This window comes from Pseudohongiella sp. SYSU M77423 (genome assembly GCF_029911965.1).
Lineage (GTDB): Bacteria > Pseudomonadota > Gammaproteobacteria > Pseudomonadales > Pseudohongiellaceae > Pseudohongiella.
In genome coordinates this window covers 97717-124040 of the sequence record NZ_JARYTH010000005.1, presented here as the reverse complement: position 1 = coordinate 124040, position 26324 = coordinate 97717, and the positions used below count along the sequence as shown (strand labels likewise).

Annotated in this window: 24 protein-coding genes and 1 tRNA gene; 17 read left to right on the top strand and 8 right to left on the bottom strand. The window is 55.4% G+C overall.

What is annotated here, in order from left to right; genetic code table 11:
* Positions 1–144: 144 nt before the first annotated feature.
* Positions 145–2835 (top strand): pyruvate dehydrogenase (acetyl-transferring), homodimeric type, encoded by a 2691-nt coding sequence (gene aceE, locus QGM61_RS12025; protein WP_281133145.1) that lies wholly within the window; start codon positions 145–147, stop codon positions 2833–2835.
* A gap of 53 nt (positions 2836–2888) precedes the next feature.
* Positions 2889–4595 carry a dihydrolipoyllysine-residue acetyltransferase gene (gene aceF / locus QGM61_RS12020; protein WP_281133144.1) on the top strand — a complete coding sequence of 569 codons (1707 nt, stop codon included), beginning with the start codon at positions 2889–2891 and terminating at the stop codon, positions 4593–4595.
* 100 nt (positions 4596–4695) lie between these two features.
* Here aceF and QGM61_RS12015 read toward each other — a convergent pair whose 3' ends face one another.
* The 4 genes from QGM61_RS12015 to QGM61_RS12000 all read right to left on the bottom strand — a co-directional run bounded on the left by QGM61_RS12015 (position 4696) and on the right by QGM61_RS12000 (position 8587).
* Positions 4696–5640 (bottom strand): HpcH/HpaI aldolase family protein, encoded by a 945-nt coding sequence (locus tag QGM61_RS12015; RefSeq protein WP_281133143.1) that lies wholly within the window; start codon positions 5638–5640, stop codon positions 4696–4698.
* 147 nt (positions 5641–5787) lie between these two features.
* Positions 5788–6561: an ABC transporter ATP-binding protein gene (locus QGM61_RS12010; protein ID WP_281133142.1), complete on the bottom strand. Its 774-nt coding sequence runs from the start codon at positions 6559–6561 to the stop codon at positions 5788–5790.
* Entirely contained in the window at positions 6558–7529 is a 972-nt protein-coding gene (locus tag QGM61_RS12005) for a FecCD family ABC transporter permease (RefSeq protein ID WP_281133141.1), read from the bottom strand. The genes QGM61_RS12010 and QGM61_RS12005 overlap by 4 nt, the downstream gene beginning before the upstream one ends.
* A gap of 32 nt (positions 7530–7561) precedes the next feature.
* Complete coding sequence (locus tag QGM61_RS12000; RefSeq protein ID WP_237134801.1) at positions 7562–8587, bottom strand: 2-dehydropantoate 2-reductase; 1026 nt, start codon at positions 8585–8587, stop codon at positions 7562–7564.
* A 51-nt stretch (positions 8588–8638) separates the two neighbouring features.
* Between QGM61_RS12000 and QGM61_RS11995 the strand changes: the two genes are divergently transcribed.
* The 5 genes from QGM61_RS11995 (at position 8639) to groL (ending at position 13257) form a co-directional block, all read left to right on the top strand.
* The gene (locus tag QGM61_RS11995; RefSeq protein ID WP_237134800.1) at positions 8639–9121 is read left to right on the top strand and encodes a YajQ family cyclic di-GMP-binding protein; all 483 of its coding nucleotides are present in this window, start codon (positions 8639–8641) and stop codon (positions 9119–9121) included.
* A gap of 39 nt (positions 9122–9160) precedes the next feature.
* Positions 9161–10522, top strand: coding sequence for an AmpG family muropeptide MFS transporter (locus tag QGM61_RS11990; protein ID WP_237134799.1), 1362 nt, complete (start codon positions 9161–9163; stop codon positions 10520–10522).
* Positions 10522–11034 carry an FxsA family protein gene (locus QGM61_RS11985; protein ID WP_237134798.1) on the top strand — a complete coding sequence of 171 codons (513 nt, stop codon included), beginning with the start codon at positions 10522–10524 and terminating at the stop codon, positions 11032–11034. The genes QGM61_RS11990 and QGM61_RS11985 overlap by 1 nt, the downstream gene beginning before the upstream one ends.
* Positions 11035–11243: 209 nt before the next feature.
* Entirely contained in the window at positions 11244–11534 is a 291-nt protein-coding gene (locus QGM61_RS11980; protein ID WP_237134797.1) for a co-chaperone GroES, read from the top strand.
* A gap of 79 nt (positions 11535–11613) precedes the next feature.
* On the top strand, positions 11614–13257 hold the full coding sequence (gene groL / locus QGM61_RS11975; RefSeq protein ID WP_237134796.1) for a chaperonin GroEL: 1644 nt from the start codon (positions 11614–11616) through the stop codon (positions 13255–13257).
* A 94-nt stretch (positions 13258–13351) separates the two neighbouring features.
* On the opposite strand, the gene QGM61_RS11970 is transcribed toward groL, so the two are convergent.
* Entirely contained in the window at positions 13352–14482 is a 1131-nt protein-coding gene (locus tag QGM61_RS11970) for an OmpA family protein (RefSeq protein WP_281133140.1), read from the bottom strand.
* Positions 14483–14645: 163 nt separating this feature from the next.
* On the opposite strand from QGM61_RS11970, the gene QGM61_RS11965 reads away from it, so the two are divergent.
* The 5 genes from QGM61_RS11965 to QGM61_RS11945 all read left to right on the top strand — a co-directional run bounded on the left by QGM61_RS11965 (position 14646) and on the right by QGM61_RS11945 (position 18537).
* The gene (locus tag QGM61_RS11965) at positions 14646–15590 is read left to right on the top strand and encodes a sodium-dependent bicarbonate transport family permease (RefSeq protein WP_281133139.1); all 945 of its coding nucleotides are present in this window, start codon (positions 14646–14648) and stop codon (positions 15588–15590) included.
* Entirely contained in the window at positions 15587–15901 is a 315-nt protein-coding gene (locus QGM61_RS11960; RefSeq protein WP_281133138.1) for a P-II family nitrogen regulator, read from the top strand. Before QGM61_RS11965 ends, QGM61_RS11960 begins: the two co-directional genes overlap by 4 nt.
* Before the next feature lie 39 nt (positions 15902–15940).
* Positions 15941–16444, top strand: a complete 504-nt coding sequence (gene purE, locus QGM61_RS11955) for a 5-(carboxyamino)imidazole ribonucleotide mutase (RefSeq protein ID WP_237134792.1) — start codon at positions 15941–15943, stop codon at positions 16442–16444.
* A gap of 24 nt (positions 16445–16468) precedes the next feature.
* Positions 16469–17545 (top strand): 5-(carboxyamino)imidazole ribonucleotide synthase, encoded by a 1077-nt coding sequence (locus QGM61_RS11950; RefSeq protein WP_281133137.1) that lies wholly within the window; start codon positions 16469–16471, stop codon positions 17543–17545.
* 77 nt (positions 17546–17622) lie between these two features.
* Positions 17623–18537, top strand: a complete 915-nt coding sequence (locus tag QGM61_RS11945; RefSeq protein WP_281133136.1) for an alpha/beta hydrolase — start codon at positions 17623–17625, stop codon at positions 18535–18537.
* Between the two features lie 7 nt (positions 18538–18544).
* On the opposite strand, the gene QGM61_RS11940 is transcribed toward QGM61_RS11945, so the two are convergent.
* Complete coding sequence (locus QGM61_RS11940; RefSeq protein ID WP_281133135.1) at positions 18545–19372, bottom strand: flagellar motor protein MotB; 828 nt, start codon at positions 19370–19372, stop codon at positions 18545–18547.
* Positions 19373–19390: 18 nt separating this feature from the next.
* Positions 19391–20197, bottom strand: a complete 807-nt coding sequence (locus QGM61_RS11935) for a motility protein A (protein ID WP_237134788.1) — start codon at positions 20195–20197, stop codon at positions 19391–19393.
* A 179-nt stretch (positions 20198–20376) separates the two neighbouring features.
* Here QGM61_RS11935 and QGM61_RS11930 point away from each other — a divergent pair, with 179 nt between their 5' ends.
* Positions 20377–22938, top strand: coding sequence for a TonB-dependent receptor (locus QGM61_RS11930; protein ID WP_281133134.1), 2562 nt, complete (start codon positions 20377–20379; stop codon positions 22936–22938).
* A 137-nt stretch (positions 22939–23075) separates the two neighbouring features.
* Positions 23076–24251, top strand: a complete 1176-nt coding sequence (locus tag QGM61_RS11925) for a DUF3667 domain-containing protein (protein WP_281133133.1) — start codon at positions 23076–23078, stop codon at positions 24249–24251.
* A gap of 36 nt (positions 24252–24287) precedes the next feature.
* Here QGM61_RS11925 and QGM61_RS11920 read toward each other — a convergent pair whose 3' ends face one another.
* A complete protein-coding gene (locus QGM61_RS11920; RefSeq protein WP_237134785.1) occupies positions 24288–24875 on the bottom strand; it encodes a superoxide dismutase in 588 nt (195 codons plus the stop codon).
* Positions 24876–25027: 152 nt separating this feature from the next.
* Between QGM61_RS11920 and QGM61_RS11915 the strand changes: the two genes are divergently transcribed.
* From QGM61_RS11915 to QGM61_RS11905, 3 genes are all read left to right on the top strand, one after another.
* A complete protein-coding gene (locus QGM61_RS11915; RefSeq protein WP_237134784.1) occupies positions 25028–25810 on the top strand; it encodes a hypothetical protein in 783 nt (260 codons plus the stop codon).
* A 61-nt stretch (positions 25811–25871) separates the two neighbouring features.
* Positions 25872–25956, top strand: a tRNA-Leu gene (locus QGM61_RS11910).
* A gap of 18 nt (positions 25957–25974) precedes the next feature.
* Positions 25975–26307, top strand: a complete 333-nt coding sequence (locus tag QGM61_RS11905; RefSeq protein WP_281133132.1) for a cupin domain-containing protein — start codon at positions 25975–25977, stop codon at positions 26305–26307.
* The last annotated feature ends 17 nt before the right edge of the window (positions 26308–26324 follow it).

The following is a 26324-nucleotide window of genomic DNA, read 5'->3' as shown; positions in this document are numbered from 1 at the left end:
AATGCCGTGTCCGACTTGAAATCTGCGTCGCCAACGGGTAGCATTTGCCGCCAGATGTAATTGATTTACAAAATTGCCGGCATTTATTCAGAAGTGACCGGCAACCGTCACATAATCAAAACCAACCGACAGAATATGACGCATATGACCGACCTTAATGATGATCTGAACCCTACCGAAACCGAAGAATGGCTTGACGCCCTTGGCGCAGTGATTGAGCACGAAGGCTCCAATCGGGCACACTTTCTTCTCAATCGTCTGACCGATAAAGTATCTCGAGTCACCCAGACTCTGCCCTATGCTTCGGTTACCACGCCGTATCGCAATACCATCTCGTCCAAAGACGAAGACCGTATGCCTGGCGACATGTTCATGGAGCGTCAGATCCGCGGCATCATCCGCTGGAACGCGCTGGTGACGGTAATGCGCGCCAACCAGGACAATTCCGATCTGGGTGGCCACATTTCCACTTTCTCCTCATCGGCGACACTGTACGATGTAGGTTTCAACTATTTCTTCCGCGGTCCAACCGAGAATCAGGGCGGCGATCTGATTTACTTCCAGGGACACTCCGCGCCGGGTATCTACGCGCGATCCTACCTGGAAGGCCGTATCACCGAAGAGCAGCTGGACAAGTTCCGTCAGGAAGTGGACGGCAATGGTCTGTCTTCCTACCCGCACCCCTGGCTGATGCCTGATTACTGGCAGTTCCCGACCGTTTCCATGGGTCTGGGGCCGCTGCAGGCAATTTATCAGGCTCACGTCATGAAGTACCTGTCGGCGCGTGGTCTGCTGGAACACGAAGACCGCAAAGTCTGGGCATACCTTGGCGACGGTGAGATGGATGAGCCGGAATCACTCGGCGCGATCAGCAAAGCCGGTCGAGAAGGCCTGGATAATCTGATTTTTGTCATTAACTGTAACCTGCAGCGACTGGATGGCCCGGTGCGCGGTAATGGCAAGATCATTCAGGAACTGGAAGGTGTATTCCGCGGTGCCGGCTGGAATGTCATCAAGGTAGTCTGGGGTCGTCACTGGGACGCACTGCTGGCTGCCGATAAAGACGGTATTCTGCAGGCGCGCATGGACGAAGTCTGCGACGGTGAGTATCAGAACTACTGGGGGCGTGGTGGTGCCTACACGCGTGAGCACTTCTTCGGCAAGAGCCCCGAACTGCTGAAAATGGTTGAGCACCTGTCCGATGACGACATCATGGCGCTGAACCGTGGCGGCCATGACCCGTTCAAAGTGTATGCGGCGTACAAGCAGGCCGTAGAAACCAAGGGCAAGCCCACCGTGATTCTGGCCAAGACCGTCAAGGGTTACGCCTTTGGTTCGGCTGCAGAAGCGCAGAATGCCGCCCACCAGACCAAGAAGCTGGACATTGAATCGCTCAAGCGCTTCCGCGACCGTTTCAATATTCCGATTCCTGATGACAAGCTGAAGGATCTGCCTTACTACCGACCTGAGGAAGACTCGCTGGAGCTGCGCTACATGCGCAAAATGCGGGACGCACTCGGCGGAGCAGTGCCGCAGCGCCGGGCGCAGAGCTACGCGCTGCCGGTGCCGGATATCAGCGCATTCGACGCTCAGCTGAAAGGCACTGGTGAACGTGAAATCTCCACCACCATGGCCTTCGTGCGCATGTTGAACACACTGTGCAAAGACAAGGAAATCGGCAAGCGAATTGTACCGATCGTGCCTGACGAAGCTCGTACATTCGGTATGGAAGGCATGTTTCGTCAGCTGGGTATCTACTCCGCCGTGGGGCAGCTTTACGATCCCGCCGACTCCAATCAGGTCATGTACTACCGCGAAGACAAGAGCGGTCAGATGCTTGAAGAGGGCATTAGCGAAGCCGGTGCATTCTCCACCTGGCTGGCGGCCGCCACATCTTACAGCGTCAATGATTACCCATTGATTCCGTTTTACATCTACTACTCCATGTTCGGTTTCCAGCGGATTGGCGACCTGGCCTGGGCAGCGGGCGATTCGCAGGCGCGTGGTTTCCTGATCGGTGCCACCGCTGGCCGGACAACATTGAACGGTGAAGGTCTTCAGCACCAGGACGGACATAGCCATCTGCTGGCTTCCACGATTCCGAACTGCGTGACCTACGATCCGACTTACGCCTATGAAATGGCCGTGATCATTCAGGACGGTCTGCGCCGGATGTACCACGAAAAAGAGTCCGTGTATTACTACATCACCAGCATGAACGAGAACTATGTTCATCCGGAGATGCCCAAAGGTGTCGAAGAAGGCATCATCAAGGGTATGTACGTGCTGGAGGACAGCAAGGCGAAAGAATACAAAGTCAGTGGCAAGGCCCTGACCGACAAGCCATTGCGCCTGATCGGCAGTGGCACAATTCTGCGCGAAGTACGTGAAGCAGCAGCAGTGCTGCGCAGCACCTACAAAGTGCCGGTCGAGGTATGGAGCGTCACCAGTTTCAATGAGCTGCGGCGCGATGGTATCGACGTCACACGCTGGAACATGCTGCACCCTGGCAAAAAGGCTAAAGTGCCTTATGTCACCAAATGTCTGCAGGACGGACAGGGTCCAGTGATTGCTGCCACCGACTACATGCGCATTTACGCTGACCAGATTCGCGAATACGTGCCGGCATCTTACCGGGTGCTGGGTACTGACGGATTTGGCCGCAGTGATACGCGTCAGAATCTGAGAAGGTTCTTCGAGGTGGATCGTAACTACATCGTGCTGGCAGCACTGACAGAGCTGGGCAAAGAGAATCTTGTCAGCGCCGACGTGATCAGCAAAGCCATCAAGGAAATGGGCATCGATACCGACAAGCCCAACCCGATGACGGTGTAATGGTCAGAAACAATAAGAATCTGAATTGAACCTAACGTTCAGGAGCATGCCAAGTGGCTGTAGAAAGTATAAAAGTCCCCGACCTGGGGGACACCAAAGACGTAGAAGTTATCGAGATACTCGTCAAGGCGGGGGACACAGTCGCGGAGAACGATTCGCTGCTGGTGCTTGAGAGTGACAAGGCAGCGATGGAGATACCGTCGCCGAAATCGGGTGTCATCAAGAGTATCACTGTGAAAGTTGGCGACCAGGTCAATGAGGGCGATGAAATTGTCACCATGGACGTCGAGGGTTCCGCCGATTCTGATGACAAAGGTGCTGAGGCTGACAAGGCTGAAGCTGCCAAGTCAAAAGAAGAGTCCGGGAAATCCGAAGCCGCTGACAGTTCAGAAACCGCCGACGATAATGAGCCGGCTGATGAATCTGGAGGCAGTGACAAGCGCGTCGAGACAATCAAGGTGCCTGACATTGGTGGTGACAGCGATGTTGAAGTCATCGAGATCCACGTCAAGGAAGGCGATGAGATTCAGAAAGAAGATGCTCTGATCACGCTTGAGTCCGACAAGGCTGCCATGGATGTTCCGGCACCACAGGGTGGCGTTGTTAAATCGCTGAAGCTGAAGGTCGGTGACAAAGTTTCCGAAGGCTCCGCAATTCTGGAGCTGGAAATTGCAGGCGTTGCGCCGGCAAAGAAAGCCGAAAAGGCGGATGCCGACAAGCAGGACAAGAAGTCAGAGAGCAAATCGTCTTCAGAGCCGGTGAGCCAGCCGTCCAGCCCAAGTGGGTCTGGTGACAAGAGTCTGGCTCGCAAACAGGCGGAGTTCGCTGAAGAAGTAGCCAGCCGCAACGACGGTAAGGTTTATGCTGGCCCAGCGGTAAGAAAGCTGGCCCGAGAACTGGGAGTGGATCTGACCCAGGTGCAGGGTACCGGCGCTAAAGGTCGTATCCAGAAAGAAGATATCCACTCATTCGTCAAAGCACGCCTGAGCGCTCCCGCGTCTGCCAGCATGTCTGGTGGTGGTGCTGGCATTCCCGCGGTACCGGATATCGATTTCAGTCAGTTTGGCGAAGTTGAAGAAGTGCCAATGAGCAAGCTGCACAAGGTCACGGCGGTCAATATGCACCGCAACTGGCTGAATGTTCCTGCCGTTGCACAATTCAATGAAGCCGACGTCACTGAGCTGGAAGAGTTCCGCAATGCCCAGCGCAAGGAATCTGACAAGCGTGGTGTCAAATTGACGCCGCTGCCCTTCCTGCTGAAGGCCTGTGCCAAAGTATTGGACGAATACAAGCAGTTCAATGTGTCGCTGCATTCCTCTGGTGAAAAACTGATTCAGAAGAAGTACATCCACATCGGTGTGGCTGTTGCCACCGAAGCCGGTCTGGTAGTGCCAGTGCTGCGCGATGTTGACAAGAAGTCGATCTGGCAATTGTCGGCTGAGTTGGCTGAGCTGACTGACAAGGCCAAACAGCGCCGTCTGACCAAAGAAGACATGCAGGGTGCCTGCTTCACCATTTCAAGCCTTGGCGCATTGGGTGGTACGGGATTCACACCGATTGTGAATGCACCGGAAGTAGCAATCCTGGGTGTATCAAAAACCCAGGTCAAGCCAGTGTACATCAACAATGAATTCGTACCGCGCCAGATGCTGCCGTTCTCACTGTGTTACGACCACAGGGCGGTCAACGGTCTGGATGCGGGCCTGTTCGCGACGCGTCTGGCAGAACTGTTGTCAGATATTCGCCTTTTGATGATGTAAGACGGTAACTGCCAGAAAACAAAAAAGGGGCCTTCAGGCCCCTTTTTTTTTTGATTGGGAGCGGCGCCCGTGGCCCCGTTCCCATCGACTCTATAGGCAATCAGTCGTCACGACCTGCGTGCTCGCGTGCGATTCTCAGGTTAGCCTCAGTGCTGCCGGAGATACCAGCATCGCCCCAGTAGCCCACTGTCGGGAACAGGAAGCCCTGATCCAGTCGTGCCTGAATGTCGCTGGCGTTGGTTGTGATGCCACATGGTACGTTGTGGCGCTTGCAAAGTTCTACCACAGAGTCAATCGCTGCCTGGACTTCAGGGTGATTGCCGGGCAGTCCCATGGACATGGACAGATCAGCCGGTCCAACAAAGACCGCACCAACGCCAGGTGTAGTAATAATGTCTTCAGCGTTTTCCACGCCCGCGACTGACTCGATCTGCATGACCGCCAGCAACTCGCCTTGTGGATTCAGTGGCCAGGTGTCGGCGCGCTGCACGTAGTCGGCGGCGCCCCAATACCATGAGGCAACAGCTGGCGACGCACCACGGACACCTGCTGGTTCAGCGATCTCAGAACCGCGTGGCTGCGGATAGCGCATTGCCTTGACCGCACGCAGTGCCTCCTCACCGGTCTCGACGTAGGGGAACATGATGCCAAACGCGCCGATATCCAGGATCTGTTTTACCAGCCACTCTGGATCATTGCGACCATTCGCAGGCAGTCGAACGATTGGCGTCGTCCGCATTTGTGCATTGCCCTGACGGACGATCGAGAGTTTATCCGTCATGCCAAGCAGAAACTCCTGCAGAGTCTCCATGTCATGTGCCGTGTGCTCCATGTCGATGAGGATATAGTCGAGGTTGGAGCGTGCCAGTGCGCGCGCATTGGCCAGTGAAAAATTACCAGTGAACAGGCCGAAAACCGGTTCTCCGTTTTCCAGTGTCTGAATGCTGCGATTAAGTCGCACATCATCCTGGGCGAGAACTGGCGTTGCGGCCAGTCCAGCGACTGTCAGCACGGAAAAAAGCGCGGAGAGACATGTCTTTCTCATTGTTGGGTTCCTTGAATGTTACAGCTGTAAAGGTTTGTAATATTTTGAAATAACAACAATTTCTGTTGAATCGGCAGGAGAGTAAACCACACTGAGCGTTTAATCAATCATTCGCTGCAATTGGCTGGCTGGCGCCGGGACACAGTATCAGGCAGGGAAAAACAGACGCCGCTCAGGGGTGACAATCATGTCGACACGACACTCAAATGCGTCAGACAGAGTGGTGCTGTCGAGGACTGACGCTGTATCGCCAAATCGATATCCCCCTTTGCCATTGAGTAGCAGTACATGAGTACAAAATCGGGCCGCCAGGTTGATATCGTGGGTGGCCATGATCAGCGCGGTGTTATCCTGTGATACTCGCTCGCACAGCAGATTCAATGCCTGAATCTGGAATGCGATATCGAGGTGATTGCTGGGCTCGTCCAGCATGAATACCCTCGGTTGTTGTGCCAGCACGGCAGCGATCGCAACACGCTGGCGCTCGCCACCGGAGAGCGTGTGAATGTCGCGTGTCGCCAACGAGCTAAGATTCAGCAGTTTGAGTGACTGTTGCACAATGTCGTGATCCTGCCGTGACTCCCAATGCCATTGCCGGGCATGTGGCAGACGCCCCAGCATAACCACTTCGTAGACTGTCGCTGGCATCGGTTCCGCCTCGTGCTGAAACAGCATGCCGCAAAGCCGCGCGGTCTGCTGGCCAGACAGTTCCCTGAGGTCAAGGCCCTCGAAACTGACTGCCCCTGCAGTGACTGGCTGGAGTCCACACAGTGTGTGTAGAAGCGTGGTCTTGCCGGTACCGTTCTTGCCAAGAATTGCCAGTCTCTCGCCGGCATTCAATGACAGTGAGACTGGTTCGCAGAGGATGCCGCCAGGCGAGCAAAGTGACAGTTCTGATACATTGAGCAGCGGACTTTTCATGATGTCTCCCGTCGGTAGCCCCGGTGCAGAATGACCAGAAACAGAGGAACACCTATCAAGGCTGTCAGAACACCTACCGGCAACTGCTGGGGCGCCACTACGGTGCGAGCCAGCGTATCAGCAAGCACCAGGAAGCTGCCGCCCAGGAACAGCGAGCCAGGGATCAGCCAGCGATGATCTCGGGCTCCAAGCAGGCGCAGCATGTGTGGCACAACCAGGCCGACGAATCCGACAGAACCGGCCACAGTCACCGCAGTGGCTGTCATTAGCGCTGCCGAAAAATAAAGTATCAATTTTAGTCGAGCGACATTGACGCCAAGTGCTGCCGCAGAAAGGTCGCCGCGTGACAGAGCGTTCAGGTGCCGTGCCTGACTAAGCAGTATCGCCAGGCCACCGATCAGTATCAACAGGTGCCACAGGTTCGGGCGGCTCTGACTAAGATCTCCCATCAGCCAGAACAGCATGCTCTGTACGGTATTGGCCGTGCTCGTGGTCAACAGTATGTTGATCAACGCGCCCCATCCGGCTGATACCACAACACCGGTCAGCAGCAGCCGGGTTGATGACCAGTGCCGACTGCGGGCAGCCAGACCAAATACCAGCAGCACGGAAAACATGGCGCCAGCAAAGGCCGCCTGGGTCATCCACAATGCGGCCGCCCCCAGTGTAATCGCTATCAGTGCTCCCACTGCAGCGCCGCCGGACACGCCGAGAATATAGGGGTCGGCCAGCGGGTTGCGCAGCAGGACCTGCATAACGACGCCCGATAAAGCCAGCAGGCCTCCACACAGGAAAGCCGCAAGAGCCCGTGGTATACGTATATCCCAGACGATCAGGCTGCTGGCATTTCCGTCTGGTAGTCGCACCGCCTGCCAGAGTTCTGTCATCGATAGCGTCACACTGCCCGTGCCGACTGCGACCAGCAGACTGACCACGCTTAGCAAGATCAGGGCAGTTATCAGGTACATATGGCGCTTCACGCCTGGAGGAGACATCGGCGTCATGTTTGGTCCGCGCTTTTTTCAAGGGCCAGCACCTGATCCAGTACCGACTGGTTGCGGGGGCAGGGCAGATTCTGTGCGCTTGCCATCTCACAGAGGTAGCCGTTCAATTCACGAATTTCAGTCTGTCTGCCATGCCGAATGTCCTGATGTGTGGATGAGTGATTGCAGGCGGTAATGGTCAGCACCTGTTCGACGGCGCCGTACAGGTCGGCGACAGCAGGCGCCGTGTCGATGCGCACCAGCAATTGCGAAATTTCTGTGCAGAGGCTGTGCAGTTCCGCCAGATAGTCAGGGTTGGACAGCAATTCACCATTGCGACAGTTGTGGATAGCCGTCAGTCCATTAATCGCGCAGTTGATCGCAAACTTGCGCCACAGACGCTCAACAATCTGTTTGTCCGGGTGAATGTTCATTGACTGCCAGGGCAGGGGCAAGCTGTCTCTCGACAGGTAAGACGAGTCCTGGTTTGCCTGCTCCAGTGGCCCCACCCATGCCTCGCCGTGCCCGGCATGCACCACATGAAACGGGGCACGTTGCCAGGCACCGTGGCTGGTACTTAATGCGCACAGATTGCTGTCCGGGTACTGACTCATTATTTGCAGTTGCGTGCGGATGCCGTTCTGCAGCAAGACAATCGGAGCATCCTTCGCAATGGCGTGCCATACGCCTTTCAATGCACTGCAAGTTTCGTGTGCCTTGGTGGCCAATAACAGCCCTTTGATCATGGTGCCGTCGTCGGCCGACTGCTGATCCTTATTTACAGCACCAGGCCCGAGCCTTTCCGCCACTGTCGCCGTGACGGGATAATGCGTCGAGCGACCGTCGACTTCCAGCGTCAGGTAACCTTGAAAATCGGCCAGCGTTTCTTTATTGCGCACAATCATTTGCACGGACCCCGGCCCCAGCGTCTCAAGCAGTCGGCATGCCCATAAACAGCCCATGGCGCCTGCACCCAGGACGTGCCACTGAGGGGCGCTGCTGGTCTGGTCTGATGTGGGGAGGATATGGACTGGCTGCGACATGATGATAGTATAGGCGCCATTGTCGAGATTGTCGTGAGGACAGGGGTTTTTATGCCATCGTTTGATGTTGTATCTGAAGTGGATCTGCCGGAAGTACGCAATGCTGTTGACCAGGCGAGCCGTGAGGTCGGCACGCGCTTCGATTTTAAGGGTGTGGATGCAAGTTTCGAGCTTAAGGAAGCCGAGATCACACTGTCTGCTGAATCAGATTTTCAGGTCCAACAGATGCTGGATATCCTGAAAGGCAAACTGGTAAAGCGCAATGTTGATATCAAAAGCATGCAGGAAGGCGAAATCGTTGAAACCGGCAGAAAGGCCTCCATGCAGGTAACCATTCAGCAGGGGATTGACGCGGATACTGCGCGTAAACTCGTCAAACTGATCAAAGACGAAAAAATGAAAGTCCAGACTGCCATTCAGGGCGACAAGCTTCGAGTGACAGGAAAGAAACGCGACGATCTCCAGGCAGTGATTGCCATGCTGCGGGAAGCGAAGATCGATATTCCACTGCAGTACAATAATTTCCGGGATTAAGTGTTTAGTCGCCAATCCTCAGACGGTCAGGTGACTTCCATGCGGGAGTCCCTGGCCCAGTTGCGCGATCGACGTTTTATCGCGATCTTCCTGCTGGGTTTTTCAAGTGGTTTTCCCTGGGTATTGCATGGCTCGGTATTAACGCTGTGGATGCAAAGCGCTGGATTGTCGCGCTCTGCCATTGGTTACATCGGTGCTGTCGCGACCGTGTACGCCATCAATTGGGCCTGGGCGCCCATGGTCGACAAACTTCGCCTGCCCATTCTTTATCGATATTTTGGCCAACGACGCAGCTGGATATTGCTGACTCAGGCGGCCATCGCCTGCGCCATTCTGGTTCTGAGTACCGGCGATCCGGCGAGCAACCTTTGGCTGATCAGCATCAGCGCACTGGCTGTGGCGCTGTTTTCTGCTACGCAGGACATAGCGGTAGATGCCTATCGAATCAGTATCTTCAAACGCGAAGAAATGGACGAAAAAATGCCATTTGCCGCCGCCGTCACTACTACAGGCTGGTGGGCAGGCTATGGCTTTATCGGCGGTGCGTTTGCGCTGGCGCTGGGCGGAGAAACCATCGGTCTGGAGTGGCCGCAGGTGTATCGCACATTGCTATTCTTGTACCTGCTGTTAATGGCCTGTGTGGTTCTGATCAGGGAACCCGATGAAGAAGTGGAGGCGTCTGCCAGGACGCTGCAGGCGCCCAGGGCCGCACCCTCAGCATTGCGAGCACTTATTAACGGGTTTACAACCTACGTGGTGGGGCCGTTCAGGGAGTTCTTTGTTCGATGCGGCTGGAAGCTGGCCCTGTCGATTCTGGTGCTGCTGCTGGTGTTCCGGCTGGGTGATGCCATGCTGGGCCGTATGTCGCTGGTTTTCTATGTCGAGATCGGCTTTACCCGAGATCAGATAGCCTTTTATTCCAAGTTTTTTGGTGGCGTCATGACCGCCCTGTTCTGCCTGGGCGGCGCACTGATCAACACCCGTTATGGTGTCATCAAGGGGCTGATGGTGGGTGGTGCGGCCATGGGGGCCACCAACCTGATGTTTGCCTGGCTGGCGCTGGCCGGTCCAAGTATTCCCATTCTGCTGGCAACCCTGGTGCTGGATAACTTCACTGGCGCCTTTGCCACCGTCGCGTTCATATCATTTATTTCCTATTTCACCAGCCGGACTTACACCGGAACGCAGTACGCCCTGATGTCATCGGTGTCGAACTTTGGGCGCACCACACTGGCAGCCAGCAGTGGCCTGATCGTGGATTCAATGGATGGAAACTGGCCATTGTTCTTTGTGATGACAGCTGCGATGGTGATTCCCGGCCTGTTGATGTTAGGCTGGATAGGCAAGCAGATTGATCAATACAAAGAACGTCAGGATGCCCTGGCCGAAGAGAATGCCTGATGAGAATACCGTTTTTAGCGCTGGTCGTTGTCCCACTCGCCGAGCTTTACCTGCTTTTCGCAGTGGCTGACCTGATCGGCGGGCTGGCGACGCTGGCACTGGTGATACTGACTGCGGCGGTTGGCCTCAGCGTGTTGCGTTATCAGGGCTTCAGTACCCTGAACCGCGCCAATCAGCGTATGGCCGCCGGGCAACTACCGGGTCAGGAGATTGTTGAGGGAATGATGCTGGCGGTCGCTGGTGCGCTGCTGCTGACTCCCGGCCTGATAACGGATACGATTGGGTTTTTGCTGCTGACTCCAGTTGTGCGCAAGCGACTGGCGAAACGCGCGATCAGCAAAGGCAGCGGCTTTTTTGTTGGCGGCTTTACGTCCGGCACCCACTGGCAGTCCGGGCCCTCAAACAGTCGCGGCCAGGGCGACATTATTGATGGTGAGGTTGTGGACCGGGACGCGCCGCCGCGAGACTCGACGCTTGAGCACAACAGCGACGATGAACGCTTTCGCCATTAAAACCCCGATGCAAACCTGCGACTCCGGCCCATAAGCGTTACTCAGAAAAACCCGCAAAAAGTTTAAAAATTTTTTGCCCCAGCCATTGAAATCCTGCCGGTCATCCCCACATACGCTGTCACAAGGTAGTAAGTTTTGCCGGCCTGGCACCGCCAGTCTGGCGATTTTCAACATCGATAATCAATGTTTCAGTCAGGAGAGTACGAATAATGAACATTCGACCTTTGCAAGACCGTGTTGTCGTCCGACGCAAGGAAGAAGAGACCAAGACAGCAGGCGGTATTGTTCTGCCGGGTTCTGCAGCCGAAAAGCCGGCTCAGGGCGAAGTGCTGGCAGTGGGTCCTGGTCGCATTCTGGAAAACGGTGAAAAGCGTCCGGTCGACGTAAAAGTGGGCGATGTCGTGGTCTTTGGCAAGTATGCCAGCAACACCGTAAAGATCGGCGATGAAGAGCTGCTGATCCTCAACGAAAACGAAATTTATGGCGTGATTGAAGGCTAAACACCTGACTCAGAGGTACTCCTGAGTCACTCGCAATCACACTTTGTTTGTATTCTGGATTTAAAAGGAAACATAGAACATGGCTAAAGACGTAAAATTCGGTGATCCAGCCCGTCAGAAACTGCTGAAGGGTGTTAACGTACTGGCAGACGCAGTCAAGGTAACCCTGGGCCCCAAAGGCCGTAATGTGGTCCTGGACAAGTCTTTTGGCGCACCTACCGTAACCAAGGACGGCGTATCTGTAGCTAAGGAAATCGAGCTGAAGGACAAGTTCGAGAACATGGGCGCGCAGATGGTGAAAGAAGTCGCTTCCCAGACCTCCGATGTGGCTGGCGATGGTACGACCACTGCAACTGTTCTGGCTCAGGCGATTCTCAACGAAGGCCTGAAGTCTGTCGCCGCTGGCATGAACCCAATGGATCTCAAGCGCGGCATCGACAAGGCTGTAAAAGCTCTGGTTGAGGAAATCGGCAAGATCTCCACGCCCTGCACCGACTCTCGTTCCATCGCTCAGGTTGGCACAATCTCTGCCAACTCTGACTCCGATGTCGGCAAGATCATTGCCGAAGCAATGGAAAAAGTGGGCAAAGAAGGCGTCATCACTGTTGAAGAAGGTTCCGGTTTCGACAACGAACTGGACGTGGTTGAGGGTATGCAGTTCGACCGCGGTTACCTGTCTCCCTACTTCATCAACAACCAGGACAACATGAGTGCGGAGCTGGAAAATCCGTACATCCTGCTGGTTGACAAGAAAATCTCCAACATCCGCGAAATGCTGCCGCTGCTGGAAGGCGTAGCAAAGTCCAGCCGTCCGCTGCTGGTAATTGCTGAAGACGTCGAAGGTGAAGCGCTGGCAACACTGATCGTCAACAACATGCGCGGCATCGTCAAAGTGGCTGCGGCCAAGGCGCCTGGTTTCGGTGACCGCCGTAAGGCCATGCTGGAAGACATTGCTGTGTTGACTGGCGGTACCGTCATCAGCGAAGAAGTGGGTCTGAGCCTGGAGCAGGCTGACCTGTCACATCTGGGCAGTGCCAAGAATGTCACGCTGTCCAAGGAAAACACCACCATCGTTGATGGCGCAGGCGACAAGAAGGCCATCGAAGCGCGTGTGAATCAGATTCGCAAGCAGATCGAAGATACCTCGTCTGACTACGACAAGGAAAAGCTGCAGGAGCGCGTGGCCAAGCTGGCTGGCGGTGTTGCGGTCATCCGTGTTGGCGCCGGCACTGAAATGGAAATGAAAGAGAAGAAGGCTCGCGTGGAAGACGCGCTGCACTCAACTCGTGCTGCGGTGGAAGAGGGTGTTGTTCCTGGCGGTGGTGTCGCACTGGTTCGTGCGCTGCAGGCCGTTGAAGGCAAGCTGAAAGGCGACAACGAAGATCAGAACGTGGGTATCGCGTTGCTGATGCGTGCTGTTACTGCTCCGCTGCGTCAGATCGTACGCAACGCCGGTGATGAGCCATCAGTTGTTCTCGACAAGGTGAAGTCTGCCACTGGCAACCAGGGCTACAACGCAGCCACCGGCGAGTATGTAGACATGGTTGAAGCGGGCATCATCGACCCGGCCAAAGTGACTCGCAGTGCATTGCAGGCTGCTGGCTCCGTGGCTGGCCTGATGATCACTACTGAGTGCATGATCACTGAAATCCCGGAAGAGAAGCCTGCTGCTGCTCCTGATATGGGCGGCATGGGTGGTATGGGCGGCATGGGCATGATGTAAGCCCGGCTTCCTGAGCCAACAAAAAAGGGCCAGCGCAAAAGCGCTGGCCCTTTTTTTTGCCTCGTTGAAAAAGGCCCAGAAAGGGCCTTTTCGTTTATGGTTCGCGGGTTCCGTCGATTTCGACAACAACACGACGATCTGGCTGCAGACACTCGATGGTTGCGGCATTGCTGCCCAGACCACGGCAATCAGATGGAGACAGCAGGGATTCGTCGTTCGCTACCCCTCGGGCCGTGATGGTGCCTGCCGGAACACCGCCCTGTACCAGGTATTCGCGGACTGCTTCTGCGCGGCGCTGGGACAGTCCAAGGTTATATTCACGGCTACCGATACGGTCTGTATGGCCGACCACAATGGCTGCGTCGTAATCCAGTTCGTTGAGCTGGCGCAGCAGGGCATCAAGCTCCTGACGTCCGGACGGTCTGATCGTTGACTCGTCAAAGTCAAACAGCAGGCTGGCATCCAGAGTGATGCTTACCGGCTCAGGTGCTGGCTCAGGGGCAGGCTCGGGCCGTGGTGCGGGTGCAGGCGTTGGAGCCACTGGTGCTGGAGCCGGGGCAGCCCGTCCGAAGCGGTAAACCACACCAACTGTCGCCATATGGGCACTGTCGCCAATCATCTGGTTTGAAGGCAGCTTGTAGTAATCCAGCTCTGCGCGTGCTGACAGGGCATCAGTAAAGTCATATTCCAGACCAACGCCGGCCTTGCCCTCGAATTCACGATCGGTCCGGCCGTCAAAGCTGTTGGCAGGCGTCGATGGGAAACGGGAGAATGACTGCGCGACTGCAGTACGTGCCACACCGGCGCGGAGCAAGGCTGTCAGTCTGTCGGTTACCGGCATTTTGGTGACCAGATCGAGCCCGAAGCCGTCTACATTGGCTCTGCCTCTCATGTTCTGAGCGGGAGCGAGTCTCGTATTGAAATCATAGTCGCCAAGGCGAAAATAACTGAATTCGGCAGCGAAGATCTCGTTGATATCGTAGCCCAGCAGAAGTTTGCCGGCGCCGTCCTCGTCATCCTTGGTCAGTGACAGTACCTGCCGCCCATTCGCCTGAAAGGTTTCTGAGACCTCTTCGCGAGACAGACGACCATAACTTTCGCCATAACTGCCGCCGATGTAAAAGCCGCTATCCTGAGCCATAGCAAATGAGCTTGTCAGCAGCAGGGGGGCTGATACGATAGCAGCAGCAAGTGAGCCTTTAATCGGGTGGAATGGGTGTTTCATGTCTTTGAACTCCCTTGTGGGTTAGAATTCTCACGTCATTCTTTATTATCAAGACAGTAAAAGCAAGAAATGCCCGCTCAGTAAGTGATTGATATCACAGTTGCCATGGTAGTTTCTGCGGATATGGCTCTCTAATTCGGCGCGATCGCGAGGATAATGTGTCATGGGCTGGGATCCAGTCGTTCTGTTCTTTATTTTTGGCCTGGTGGCGGGCCTGCTGCGCAGCGAATTGAAGCTGCCGCCTGCGCTCTACGAGACTCTGTCCATCCTTCTGTTGCTGGCAATCGGCCTGCATGGTGGCGTGGAGCTGGCCGCTCAGGCCAGTCCCGCCCTGCTTTGGCAAATGCTGGCGGTGTTATTGATGGGCGTGGCCTTGCCACTGATTGCCTTTCCGCTGCTGCGCATCCTGCGCTTCGGGCGTATTGATTCTGCAAGTATTGCTGCGCACTACGGCTCTGTCAGCGCCGGTACCTTTGCCGTCGTGGTGGCCTATATGGTCACCGAGGACGTTTTTTTCGAAAGCTATATGCCGCTGTTTGTAGCCATTCTGGAGATCCCGGCAATCATCGTCGGTATTATTCTGGCAAGAGGGCTTTCAAAACAGACCCACTGGGGCGAACTGGGCAGGGAAATACTGCTCGGTAAGAGCATCATGCTGCTATTGGGTGGCCTGGTTATAGGCGTGCTGGCGGGCAAAGAAGCGGTTGCACCCCTGGAGCCGCTCTATACCAGCATGTTCCCCCCGGTACTGGCGCTGTTCCTGCTGGAGATGGGGCTGATAGCCTCCAGGCAGATGTCAGCGCTGCGCTCCGTTGGTCTGCGCCTGGTGTTTTTCGCCCTGCTGATGCCATGGCTGGGCGCCGGCGTTGGTCTGATGGTAGGCGCAGGAATTGGTCTGTCGATCGGTGGCACGGCAATGCTGGCGACTCTGGGTGCGAGTGCTTCCTACATCGCGGTGCCTGCCGCCATGCGACTGGCCCTGCCGGAGGCGAACCCTTCACTTTCGCTGGCAGCGTCGCTGGGCATCACATTCCCGTTTAATATCCTGATTGGAATCCCTCTTTATCTGCAGGCAGCGCAGTGGCTGCTGACTGGAGCATCATCATGAGCGAACACAGTGGCGCTGCGACACGGACATTGGTGACCATCATCTGCGAAGCTGTCCTTGAGTCCCGGCTGCTTAAAGACCTGGATGCGCTGGGGGCGCCTGGCTGGACGATCTCAGAAGCGCGCGGCAGTGGCAGTCGCGGCGTCAGGGCATCGGATTGGGACAACAACAGCAATATCCGGGTGGAGGTTGTCTGCGGTCGACCCGTGGCAGAAAAAATCATGCAGTACATGCAGGAGCACTATTATGCAGACTTTGCCATGATCTGCTTCCTGTCAGACGTGGAAGTGCTGCGATTGCACAAGTTCTGATATATACTACGCGCTTTTTCTTTCTGAGAGGAAATGCCAATGACCGCACCGGCAAAACCTTTGGTGGGTGTCATCATGGGGTCCAAGTCTGACTGGTCGACCATGAGCCATACCGCCCAGATGCTGGAGCAGCTCGGTATCCCCCACGAAGTCAAAGTCGTCTCGGCACACCGTACGCCTGATCTTTTGTTCAGCTACGCGGACACTGCCGCCGAGCGAGGGCTTGAAGTCATTATTGCAGGTGCAGGCGGCGCAGCCCACCTTCCGGGTATGTGTGCGTCGAAAACGCATCTGCCGGTGCTGGGTGTTCCGGTGCAGTCCTCCATGTTGTCTGGTGTAGACTCTCTTCTCTCAATTGTGCAGATGCCAGCGGGCATCGCTGTGGCTACTCTGGCCATCGGTCGCGCCGGCGCAGTCAATGCGGCGCTGCTGGCTGCCAGCATTCTGGGTAACAAATACCCCGAGTATCAGCAGGCACTCAAGGCCTTTCGGGACAATCAGACCCGGACAGTGCTGGACAATCCCGATCCCAGTCAGGCGTAACTGGCACAACGTGACGGTCAACTTATGAAAATAGGCGTGATTGGTGGTGGTCAATTGGGGCGGATGCTGGCTTTGGCAGGCACTCCGCTGGGTATGCAGTTTGTGTTTCTGGATCCAGCGTCGGATGCCTGCGCAGCCGCTCTGGGTTCGCACATCTGTGCAGATTACAACGACTACGATCATCTGCAGCAGCTGGCACAGCAGGTTGACCTGGTGACCTTCGAGTTTGAGAACGTGCCGGCCGACACAGTCGCCTTTTTGTCGCAACTGGTGCCTGTCTATCCCGGTGCTGAAGCGCTGCGCATCGCGCGCGACCGACTGCTGGAAAAGACGCTGTTCAGGCAGCTGGGTATTCCGGTTGCTCCCTTCGCCGATATTCACAGCCAGGCTGACCTGGAAGAGGCTGCCAAAACCCTGGGTTTACCCGCGGTCCTGAAAACACGGACACTGGGTTACGATGGCAAGGGACAGCGCGTACTGCGTCAGCCCGAAGACCTGCAGGGGGCATTCGCGGCGCTGGGTTCCGTGCCCTGTATCCTGGAAACCTTTGTGCCGTTCAGTGGCGAAGTTTCTCTGGTTGCTGTTCGCGGACGCAATGGCGAAACCCGCGCCTACCCGCTGGTTCATAATACCCACACCGACGGTATCCTGCGCCTGTCCATCGCCAGTTCCGAGCATCCCTTGCAGGCTCAGGCTGAGGACTACGTGAATCGCGTGCTGGAGCATCTGGATTATGTCGGGGTTCTGGCATTTGAATTCTTCGAAATTGATGGCGGGCTAAAAGCCAATGAAATTGCGCCGCGCGTGCACAACAGTGGTCACTGGACTATTGAAGGGGCCGAGTGCAGTCAGTTCGAAAATCATCTGCGGGCGATTACCGGACTGCCTTTGGGTGATACCCGTAAAGTAGGCGAAAGTGCCATGATTAACTTCATAGGTGAAGTACCCGACGCCAGCGCGGTTCTTACCGAACAGTCATGCCACCTTCATCACTACAACAAGGCGTTTAAGGCCGGTCGCAAGGTCGGACACGCTACCCTTCGTTGCGACAGCATGGACCAGCTCCAGCAGGCCCTGCAACGCATGCAACAGATCGTTTGACACCAGTCGCCAGCTGAGCAAGCATTGAGACAGACGCGATGGCCCGGATGCGCCGGGCCGCGACAGGAGATGTCTGTATGTTGACCCGCAAGACCGTCAAACGTCGATCACTTCGATCACGCTTCATCAGCTGGTTTCTAAAGCGCAAATTCAAGCCCAAATTGATGGCCGACGATTTTGACCCGATACGCTTCCGCAAAACCGTTGAACGCGATATGGGGCAGGGTGGCCCAGCGGACGGTGTCAGCATTCGTGAAGTTGAACAGTCTGGCCTGAAGGGCGAGTGGCATGAGCCGGCTGATGCGGATCCGGCGCGATGCATCCTGTATTGCCATGGTGGCGGTTATCTGTTTGGTACAGCTGCCTCCTACCGTCCATTCACCACGCGACTCGCCAAACAGTCCGGTGCCAGGGTGTTTTCCCTCGACTATCGTCGTGCTCCGGAGGCGCCTTTTCCAGCGGCCGCGGATGATGCCATGGCTGCCTGGCATTACCTGTTGGAGACGTTTCAGCCAGAGCAGATTTATCTGGCGGGCGATTCTGCGGGTGGTGGACTGGTACTGTCACTGCTGCACCAGATCCAGCAGGCTGGTCTTGCCATGCCCGCGAAAGCTGTAGTGTTGTCCCCTTATGCTGATTTGAGGTGCACGGGAACGTCGCTGGACAGCAATGATCGCAGTTGTGCCATGTTCAGTGGCGACGCGATTCGTCGTGCTGCGGCGGGGTACCTAAATGGCGCTGATCCCAAAGATCCCCGAGCTTCACCGCTGTATGCGGACTATACTGGGTTTCCGCCACTGCGAATTTATCTGAGTGACACAGAAGTGCTGCGCGATGACGGTATCAGGGTTGCGGAGCGAGCCGCGGATGCTGGCGTCAGCGTCGAAGTGCATACCTGGCGCGGCCAGCCTCATGTCTGGCCACTGTTTGTTCCAGTAATGCCCGAGGCAAACACCACGCTTCAGGAGATGGCTGATTTCTGCCGGACCTGATTTTTGCTCAGGGTTCGCGTAGCACCAGTTCGACACGACGATTGCCAGCCCGACCCTCTGCGCTAGCATTGCTCTGCAGGGGTTGAGTGTCAGCGTAACCAATAGCGCGCATTCGTGATGGGTCGATGCCATCACTTTCCAGAAAACGCAGTACAGAGATTGCGCGTGCGCTGGACAGCTCCCAGTTGGAGGGGAAGCGGGGAGTGCTGATCGGTATATTGTCGGTGTGGCCCTCTACCGAGATGTTGCCACTGAATGCTTCAAGTACTTCAGTCAATTGGCTGATCAGAATCATGCCCTCGTAACGCAGCTCTGCCTCGCCGCTGTCGAACAACAGGTTGTCGGCGATACGCAGGGTCAGTCCTTCTGTGCCAGGCGTCGCGTCGACGCCCTGCAGCGACAGGGCATTGAGGCTGTCCTCAAGATCACCATAGCGTTCATCGTAGTCTTCTGTGCTCTGCTCGTTGGTGCCGGTGGCGTCAGCATCGGGATTGGTTTCGCCAGAGTTGCCGGCAATTATGGCGTTGTACTCGGGTAAAACACCAATCCCTCCCGTCAAGATGCCGTCACTGGCCGCCTGGACGCTGGTAATCTGATTGGAGTTGGTAGACGTGCTGCCAGTCACCTGTCCGTCGGCGCCGGGTGCTCCCGAGGTGACCAGGGTCTGCAGGACGGGCTCCTCTTCGGTTTTTGGTTCAGACATTGCCAGCAACAGCACAAAAAAGGCGATCAGCAACGTCAACACGTCCAGGTAGCTGAGCATCCAGGAGTTGTCCTGCTCGGGTGGTGCCCCGTCGTCGCCAACCTGGTCGACGGAATATCGACTCATTTCCATAACACAGTTCCAGTGCCGTCAGGCGTCCGCCCGACGCTTCATGGGTGGCATGCCTTTGTCGCGAATTTCGTCTTCATAAGTTGCTGCAAACCCTTTCAGCGTATCTTCGATGAAAGACGGCGGGCGGCGCTTGCTCATCATGGCGACGCCTTCAAGCACCATGTTCATGGCAATCAGGCGTTCTTCTGTGCGGCGCTCCAGCTTGACGGCAATCGGCTGAAAAAACACGTTGCCCAGCAAAATACCGTAAAAGGTGGTCAGCAGCGCAACCGCCATCTGCGGGCCGATCATATCCAGGCTGCCTGAATCCATCACCGCTAGCATATTCACCAGCCCTACCAACGTGCCTATCATGCCGAAGGCGGCAGCGTAGGTGGACATGGTTCGGAAGATATGCGCTTCGGCTTTCTCTCTCGCCTTCACGCGGGCGATCCGCCAGCGCATGGTATCGATGATTTCCTGCTCGTCAGTATTGGCTATCACTAGCTGTATGCCATTGCGCAGGAAGGGGTTTTTTATCTTGACCAGCGCATCGTCGACATCCTTGATATTGCCCTGAAACCACAGGCGCGATACTTGCACCATCTCTTTGATGTCGTCACGTGTATAGGTGTTTTCGCGCCGGAACACCAGGCCGACCAGTTTGAATACCCGCAACACCTCTTTCATGGGGTAGCTGATGAATGTCGCCGCCATTGTGCCGGTGATCACGATGGCCAGCCCTGGCAGGTTCAAAAAGCTGGTCTCCGACTCAGCAGAGAAGAACAATACGCTGGTCAGCAGCGCAACGCTGGACAGCATGCCGATGATGGTAGACGGATTCATAACAGGCTCTGGATTACGGGTTAACTCCTTAAGGATCGGCCGGCGACGGTCAATCTTTAGCGCCAGATCTGCATGTCATTGAACCGTCATGGAAGTTACATCAATTGGTCACCAAAGCTTCATAGCATGGTCGCGAAAAATAAAACCGACAAATTCCCACATGCTTCTGGAGTTTTTTGATGAGCAATTCTCACGCATTCACATACCGCAAGCTTTTGATTGCCATGCTGGCTGTGAGCGGCGCAAGCGGCGCCAACGCACAGTCATCGGGCGAAATGGAAGAGATCCTGGTATTCGGCCAGCGCGCCGCCCAGAACAAAGCGCTGGACGAGTACCGTCGCGCCAACTCGATCACCAACTATATCGCAGCCGATGACATGGGGCAGTTCGTGGACCAGAACGTCGCCGAATCCCTGCAGCGTCTGCCTGGTATCTCCATTACCCGTGACCAGGGCGAAGGTCGTTTTGTCAGCGTGCGTGGTATTGATGCGGGGCTGAGCACGGTTACCATCAATGGTGTGCGTATCGGCACGCCGGAAGATGGATCACGTGCTGTGCCGCTGGATGTGATTCCCACTGGCTCAGTTGATCTGCTGGAAGTCACCAAGGTACCAACTCCGGATATGCCAGGTGATGCCATTGGTGGCGCCGTCAATGTGCGCTCTGCGTCAGCATTCGACCGCGATGAAAGGCAGGTCAGCTACCGCGTACAGGGTACGTATAATGAACTCAGTGGCGAGACCAGTCCCAAAGGGCAACTGGATTTCAGCGACGTGTTCAGCGCCTTTGGTGGAACCGAAAACCTCGGAGTGACCTTTGGCGTCAACTACACTGAGCGCAGCATGGAGTCGGACAACATTGAGCCGCTCTACGATTTTATGGACTTCAACGGTGAAGATGTATTTACGCTGCTTGAGGTCAATGAGCGCAAGTATGCTCTGACACGTGAACGTATCGGCATGAACCTGAATCTGGAGTATCAGGCCAATGACCAGACACGCCTGTACGCCAACACGGTATACAGCGAATTTACAGACGCCGAAAGCCGTCAGCGTAACGTATTCGTGTTCGAGGACGGCACCATTACCTCCTATGACGGTACAAACGTCACCTATGCGGATCTGCCGGAAGACAGCTTCCGCCGCCGTATCCGCTTCCGCACCAAAGAGCAGGATACGCTGGCCTTTAACGTGGGCGCTGAACACGCTTTGCGTGCCTGGACACTCGACTACAATGTTGGTATCTCAACCACCAAAGAGCGTGTACTGGACGAAAAGGAGGGCCGTTTCGAAAAAACCGGCAACGAACTGGACGCCAACGTTGTAATCGGTCAGGGCATCGCACGTTATACATTCCTGGAAAACGGTTCGCCGGCCGTGGGTTATCTGGACAATGCAATCTATGAGATTGACCGCGTGGTGATTGAGCCCATCCTGGTGGATGACGACGAAGTCAACTTCCAGCTCAACATGGAAGTGCCCTATGCCTTTGGTATGGAGTCGCTGACATTAAAAGCAGGCCTGGATGGGCGCTATAAAGACAAAACCACCGACATTAGCGAAATCGAAGAACGAATCACACCTGATGTCATGCTGTCGCAGTTTACCAGCGCAGCTCCGTCATACGGCCTGGGTAATCTGGGCCAGGGTATTGATGCCCGCGGATTCATGAATTACTACAACCAGAACCGCAACCAATTTGCTGTTCGTCCTCAGGATCGGGATGAAACTCTGGTATTGAATACCGTCAACGATTTTGACGCTGAGGAAGATGTGACAGCCGCCTATCTGATGGGCACCTGGGCGCTGGACCGGCTGCAGGTCATCGCGGGCGCGCGTGTTGAGCGCACCAGCTACAGTGCCGACGGCAATCAACTGGTGTTTGATGAAAATGAAAACCTCAGCGTCAATGCCCGCTCGGTCTCATCGGACTACAGCAATTTGCTGCCGGGTCTGCACCTGCGTTATGAGCCGCTGGACAATCTGGTGGTTCGTGCGGCGTGGAGCAACACCATTGCACGGCCCAATTTCAATGATATCTCGCCACGTTCACAGATCAATCGTGAATCACTGGAGATCGACATGGGCAACCCGGATCTGGATCCGTATGAATCCAGCAACCTGGACCTGCTGGCAGACTGGTACTACGGTGAGTCTGGTGTGATCTCTGCAGGTGTCTTTTATAAAGATATCGACGACTATATTGTTGAATTCACTACACGTAACAGCACAGCATTCAACGGTTATGATGTCACTATGCCGATCAATGGCACCAAAGCATCGGTAACAGGCGTCGAGTTCAATGCACAGCAGGGACTGGATGTTATCAATGCGCAATTGTCCGGCCTGCTGGTGGGACTTAATCTGACCGTGCTGGATACCGAGTTGAACGTTGCGGAACGTGCTAACGAAAACTTCATGCTGCCGCAGGCCGCAGAACGTTCAGCCAATGCCTATCTTGGATTTGAGAATGAGCGTTTAAGCACTCGTCTGAGTATTACCCATCGTGATGAGTACCTGGAAGAGATAGGTGACGACACTCGCTTCGACATCTACGTGGCGCCGCATACACAAGTGGATCTGACCGCGGCATATCGAATCAGCGACCAGCTTGAAGTAGTCGCGGAGTTGACCAACCTGACCGATGAGCCTTTGGAGCTGTATCAGGGAAGCAAGGCCTATACCTTCCAGTTTGAGGAATACGGCCCGACATTTGCCGTGGGTCTGAAAGGTCGATTCTAAGTACTTCTGGTCCAACGCAATAGTACAAGGCCCGGTTAACACCGGGCCTTTGTGTTTATGCCTCCAATTGAACCCGGCCGGTAATTACATTAATCTGCTGGAATACCGGGTTATTGTTATGAACGGGCTTCCAATCTATGGGTGACATCACACCTGTCCTGCCCTCACACTGCCTTAACTGTGACACTGAGTTGCAGGGGCAGTGGTGCCATCATTGCGGCCAGAAGGCCAGGAGCGAAGTCCGCCATTTTGGATCGGTTTTCACCGATATCCTCGACACTGTCTTTGAGTACGACAATCGCATCTGGCGAACACTGGTGCCCCTGTATTTTAAGCCCGGGCGTTTGACGCGCGACTATATGGCAGGCAAACGAGCTCGTTACGTATTGCCATTTCGGCTGTTCTTTGTCCTGAGTATCGTCAGTTTCCTGGCATTGCAGCTACTGGCATTGCCTGATGAAGTAACAGAACTGAGTGCCCGTGCGAATTATGAAATATTTGCGGAGCTCGAAACCGCAGACGCCGTTATCGCAGAACGTGATCGCTTGATATCAGAAATCCAGCAATCGCTCACTCAGCTGGAAGCCGGTTCGGTTGATGGCGGTGGACTTGCCGGCAACACGCTACGAAGTGCTAGAGACGGTATTGAAACTGCGGCCCGATCGCGGCTTGAAGAGCTTGGAGTCACAACTGAGCCGCCAGCTATTCCGCCGCCCGAGCCGGTGACGCCGCAGGAGCCAGCCGAAACCGGCCTGCCTGATACGACTGGCGAATCAGCAGAGGACAGCTTCCGCAGTGAGCTACAGATCGACTGGTTGCCGCAAAGTGCCAACCAGTGGCTGAATGCCATGGTCGAGCGTGGAGTCGGCAACCTGGAGCAGGTGAATCAGGATCCGGGCCGGTTGATTGATGCCATGTTCAGCCTGTTGCCTATCGTGCTTTTCTGCATGCTGCCCATTTTTGCGCTGTTGCTGAAGTTGTTCTATGTCTTCTCTGGCCGTATGTACATGGAGCATTTTGTGGTGGCTCTGCACAGCCACAGTTTCCTTTTCATGGCGCTGTTGATCGGTCTGCTTCTGAACTGGGTTTCCGGATTGCCGCCGGCTGGCTCGTTTCTGGACGGGGTTCTTTCCACCATCGGAAGGGTGGCTACAGTTTGGGCGCCGCTTTATCTTCTGCTGATGCAAAGGACTGTGTACGGGCAGGGCTGGGATATGACGGTAGCAAAATATCTGGTGATAGGGGTTCTGTACTTCATGCTGCTGGCAATGGCGCTGCTGACAGCGGCCTTGCTGAGTCTGGTCAGCCTTTAGCGAACGCTGTCAGGCTGACCTCCTCAAGATCACTGATTAAGCCAGGTTTTCGTTAGCGAAATCCCAGTTGATCAGGTTGTCGACAAAACTGTTCAGGAAGTCAGGGCGACGATTCTGGTAATCCAGGTAGTAGGCATGTTCCCACACGTCGCAGACCAGGATGGGCTTGGCGCTGGTGGTCAGCGGTGTTTCGGCATTCGGAGTCTTGACGACTTTCAGTTTGCCACCGTCTTCAACCAGCCATACCCAGCCGCTGCCGAACTGGCCGGCACCGCCATTCACGAATTCTTTCTTGAAATTTTCATAGCTGCCAAAATCAGCATTAATGCGATCGGCAATTGCGCCGGTTGGCGCGCCACCACCATTAGGTGTCATGCTTTTCCAGAAGAAATTGTGGTTGTACACCTGGGCGACGTTGTTGAACAGTGGGCCGCCTACTTTGGCTGATTCGCGGACCAGATCTTCCAGGTTATCGGCGTCGATGCCGGCGTCAGCCAGCAGTTCATTGCCTTTGACGACATAGGTGTTGTGGTGTTTGCCATGGTGGAAACTGAAGGTTTCCGCCGACATATGCGGCTCCAGTGCATTGGCCGCATACGGGAGTTCAGGTAGTTCTAATTTCATAGCATCCTCAGCTTGTTTTGGATTGAACTAGACCCAGTGAGCATAATGCACAAAGGCCGGTGATTCAAGGCAAGCCACTGTTGGACAGGCTTTGCTGGCAGCCCCTGAATGCGTCTACAATAGGCGGTAACCCTGTACTGAGGAATTGAGTGATGCGAGATAACGACGATATTGGTGATGATATTCCTTCGATGTCGGTGCCGAAGGATGAGGTAGCATCCCGCCAGAAAGGCCGTCGTCAGCCAGACCTGGTAAAAACGACCTCCTATGTCGAGCAGGTAAAGGTATCCACCTGGCCGGTACGCATCATGCTGGGTATATTGTCGCTGGCGCTGATAGGTGGTGCCTACGCCGGCTATACGGTTTATCAGGCCACCCTGCAGCAGCTTGATCAGGCAGAGCGCCGTATTCTGGACCTGGAAGACAGACTTGCCCTGGTCGGTGACAGCGCGGAGGAAACCACAGGCAATATCATTGAGCGTCTGGACTTTAATTTCTCGGAGATCGATAAACTGTGGGCGGCACGAAATGCCACCAACAGCAATGTCGACGATCTCACCGGGCGAGTTGCCAATGTTGAGACCCGTTCACAGGAAAACCTCACGGCGATTGAAGAAACCAACCAGCGAGTGGTCAATGTGTCCTCACTGGCTGAGGGCGCGCAGCGAGACATCGCAGCCGTGCGTCAGGAGACCAGTCAGGTGTCGCAGCGCCTGAATACACTGAACGGGCAGGTGCAAAACCTGCAGGGCGTGGCTCAGGAGCTGGTCAATCTACGCGCAACCATCAGTACTGCCGAGAATGCCTCAGGTGGTCTTAACGATCGCCTGATGCGCGTTGAAGAGGCGATTGAGGCGATTGATGCCTACCGTCTGCAGTCCAACCAGGCCCTGCAGCGACTGCAGCAGCAGATTGAAGCGGTCGCCCAGGATTAATCGAAACCAGAGCACTGGCAGAGCAGGCCGCGCCGCTATATAATGCGCGGCCTTTCTCAAGGCGGACGTGGTGGAATTGGTAGACACGCTGGATTTAGGTTCCAGTGCCGCAAGGTGTGAGAGTTCGAGTCTCTCCGTCCGCACCATTAAATCGGTTGATACCCATGCTGACCGAAAACCTCTTTGATGCAATCCCCGAATCTTCAGACGCCGAACAGTTCGACGAGATACTCAATACACCTGGCGTGCGCATAGAGCGTATCGTCTCGCAGGGTCACACGTCACCTGCGCAAGGCTGGTATGACCAGGATGAACATGAGTGGGTCATGGTGCTGCAGGGTGGTGCTGTACTCGCCTTCGAAAACAGTGCGGATGTGCGCCTGGCTGCTGGCGACTACATCAATATTCCTGCGCACTGCCGCCACCGGGTCGCGTGGACAGATCCTGATCAAAAGACGGTCTGGCTGGCTGTGTTCTACAGCGCTGCAGGCATCTAAACAACAAACTCTCCTAA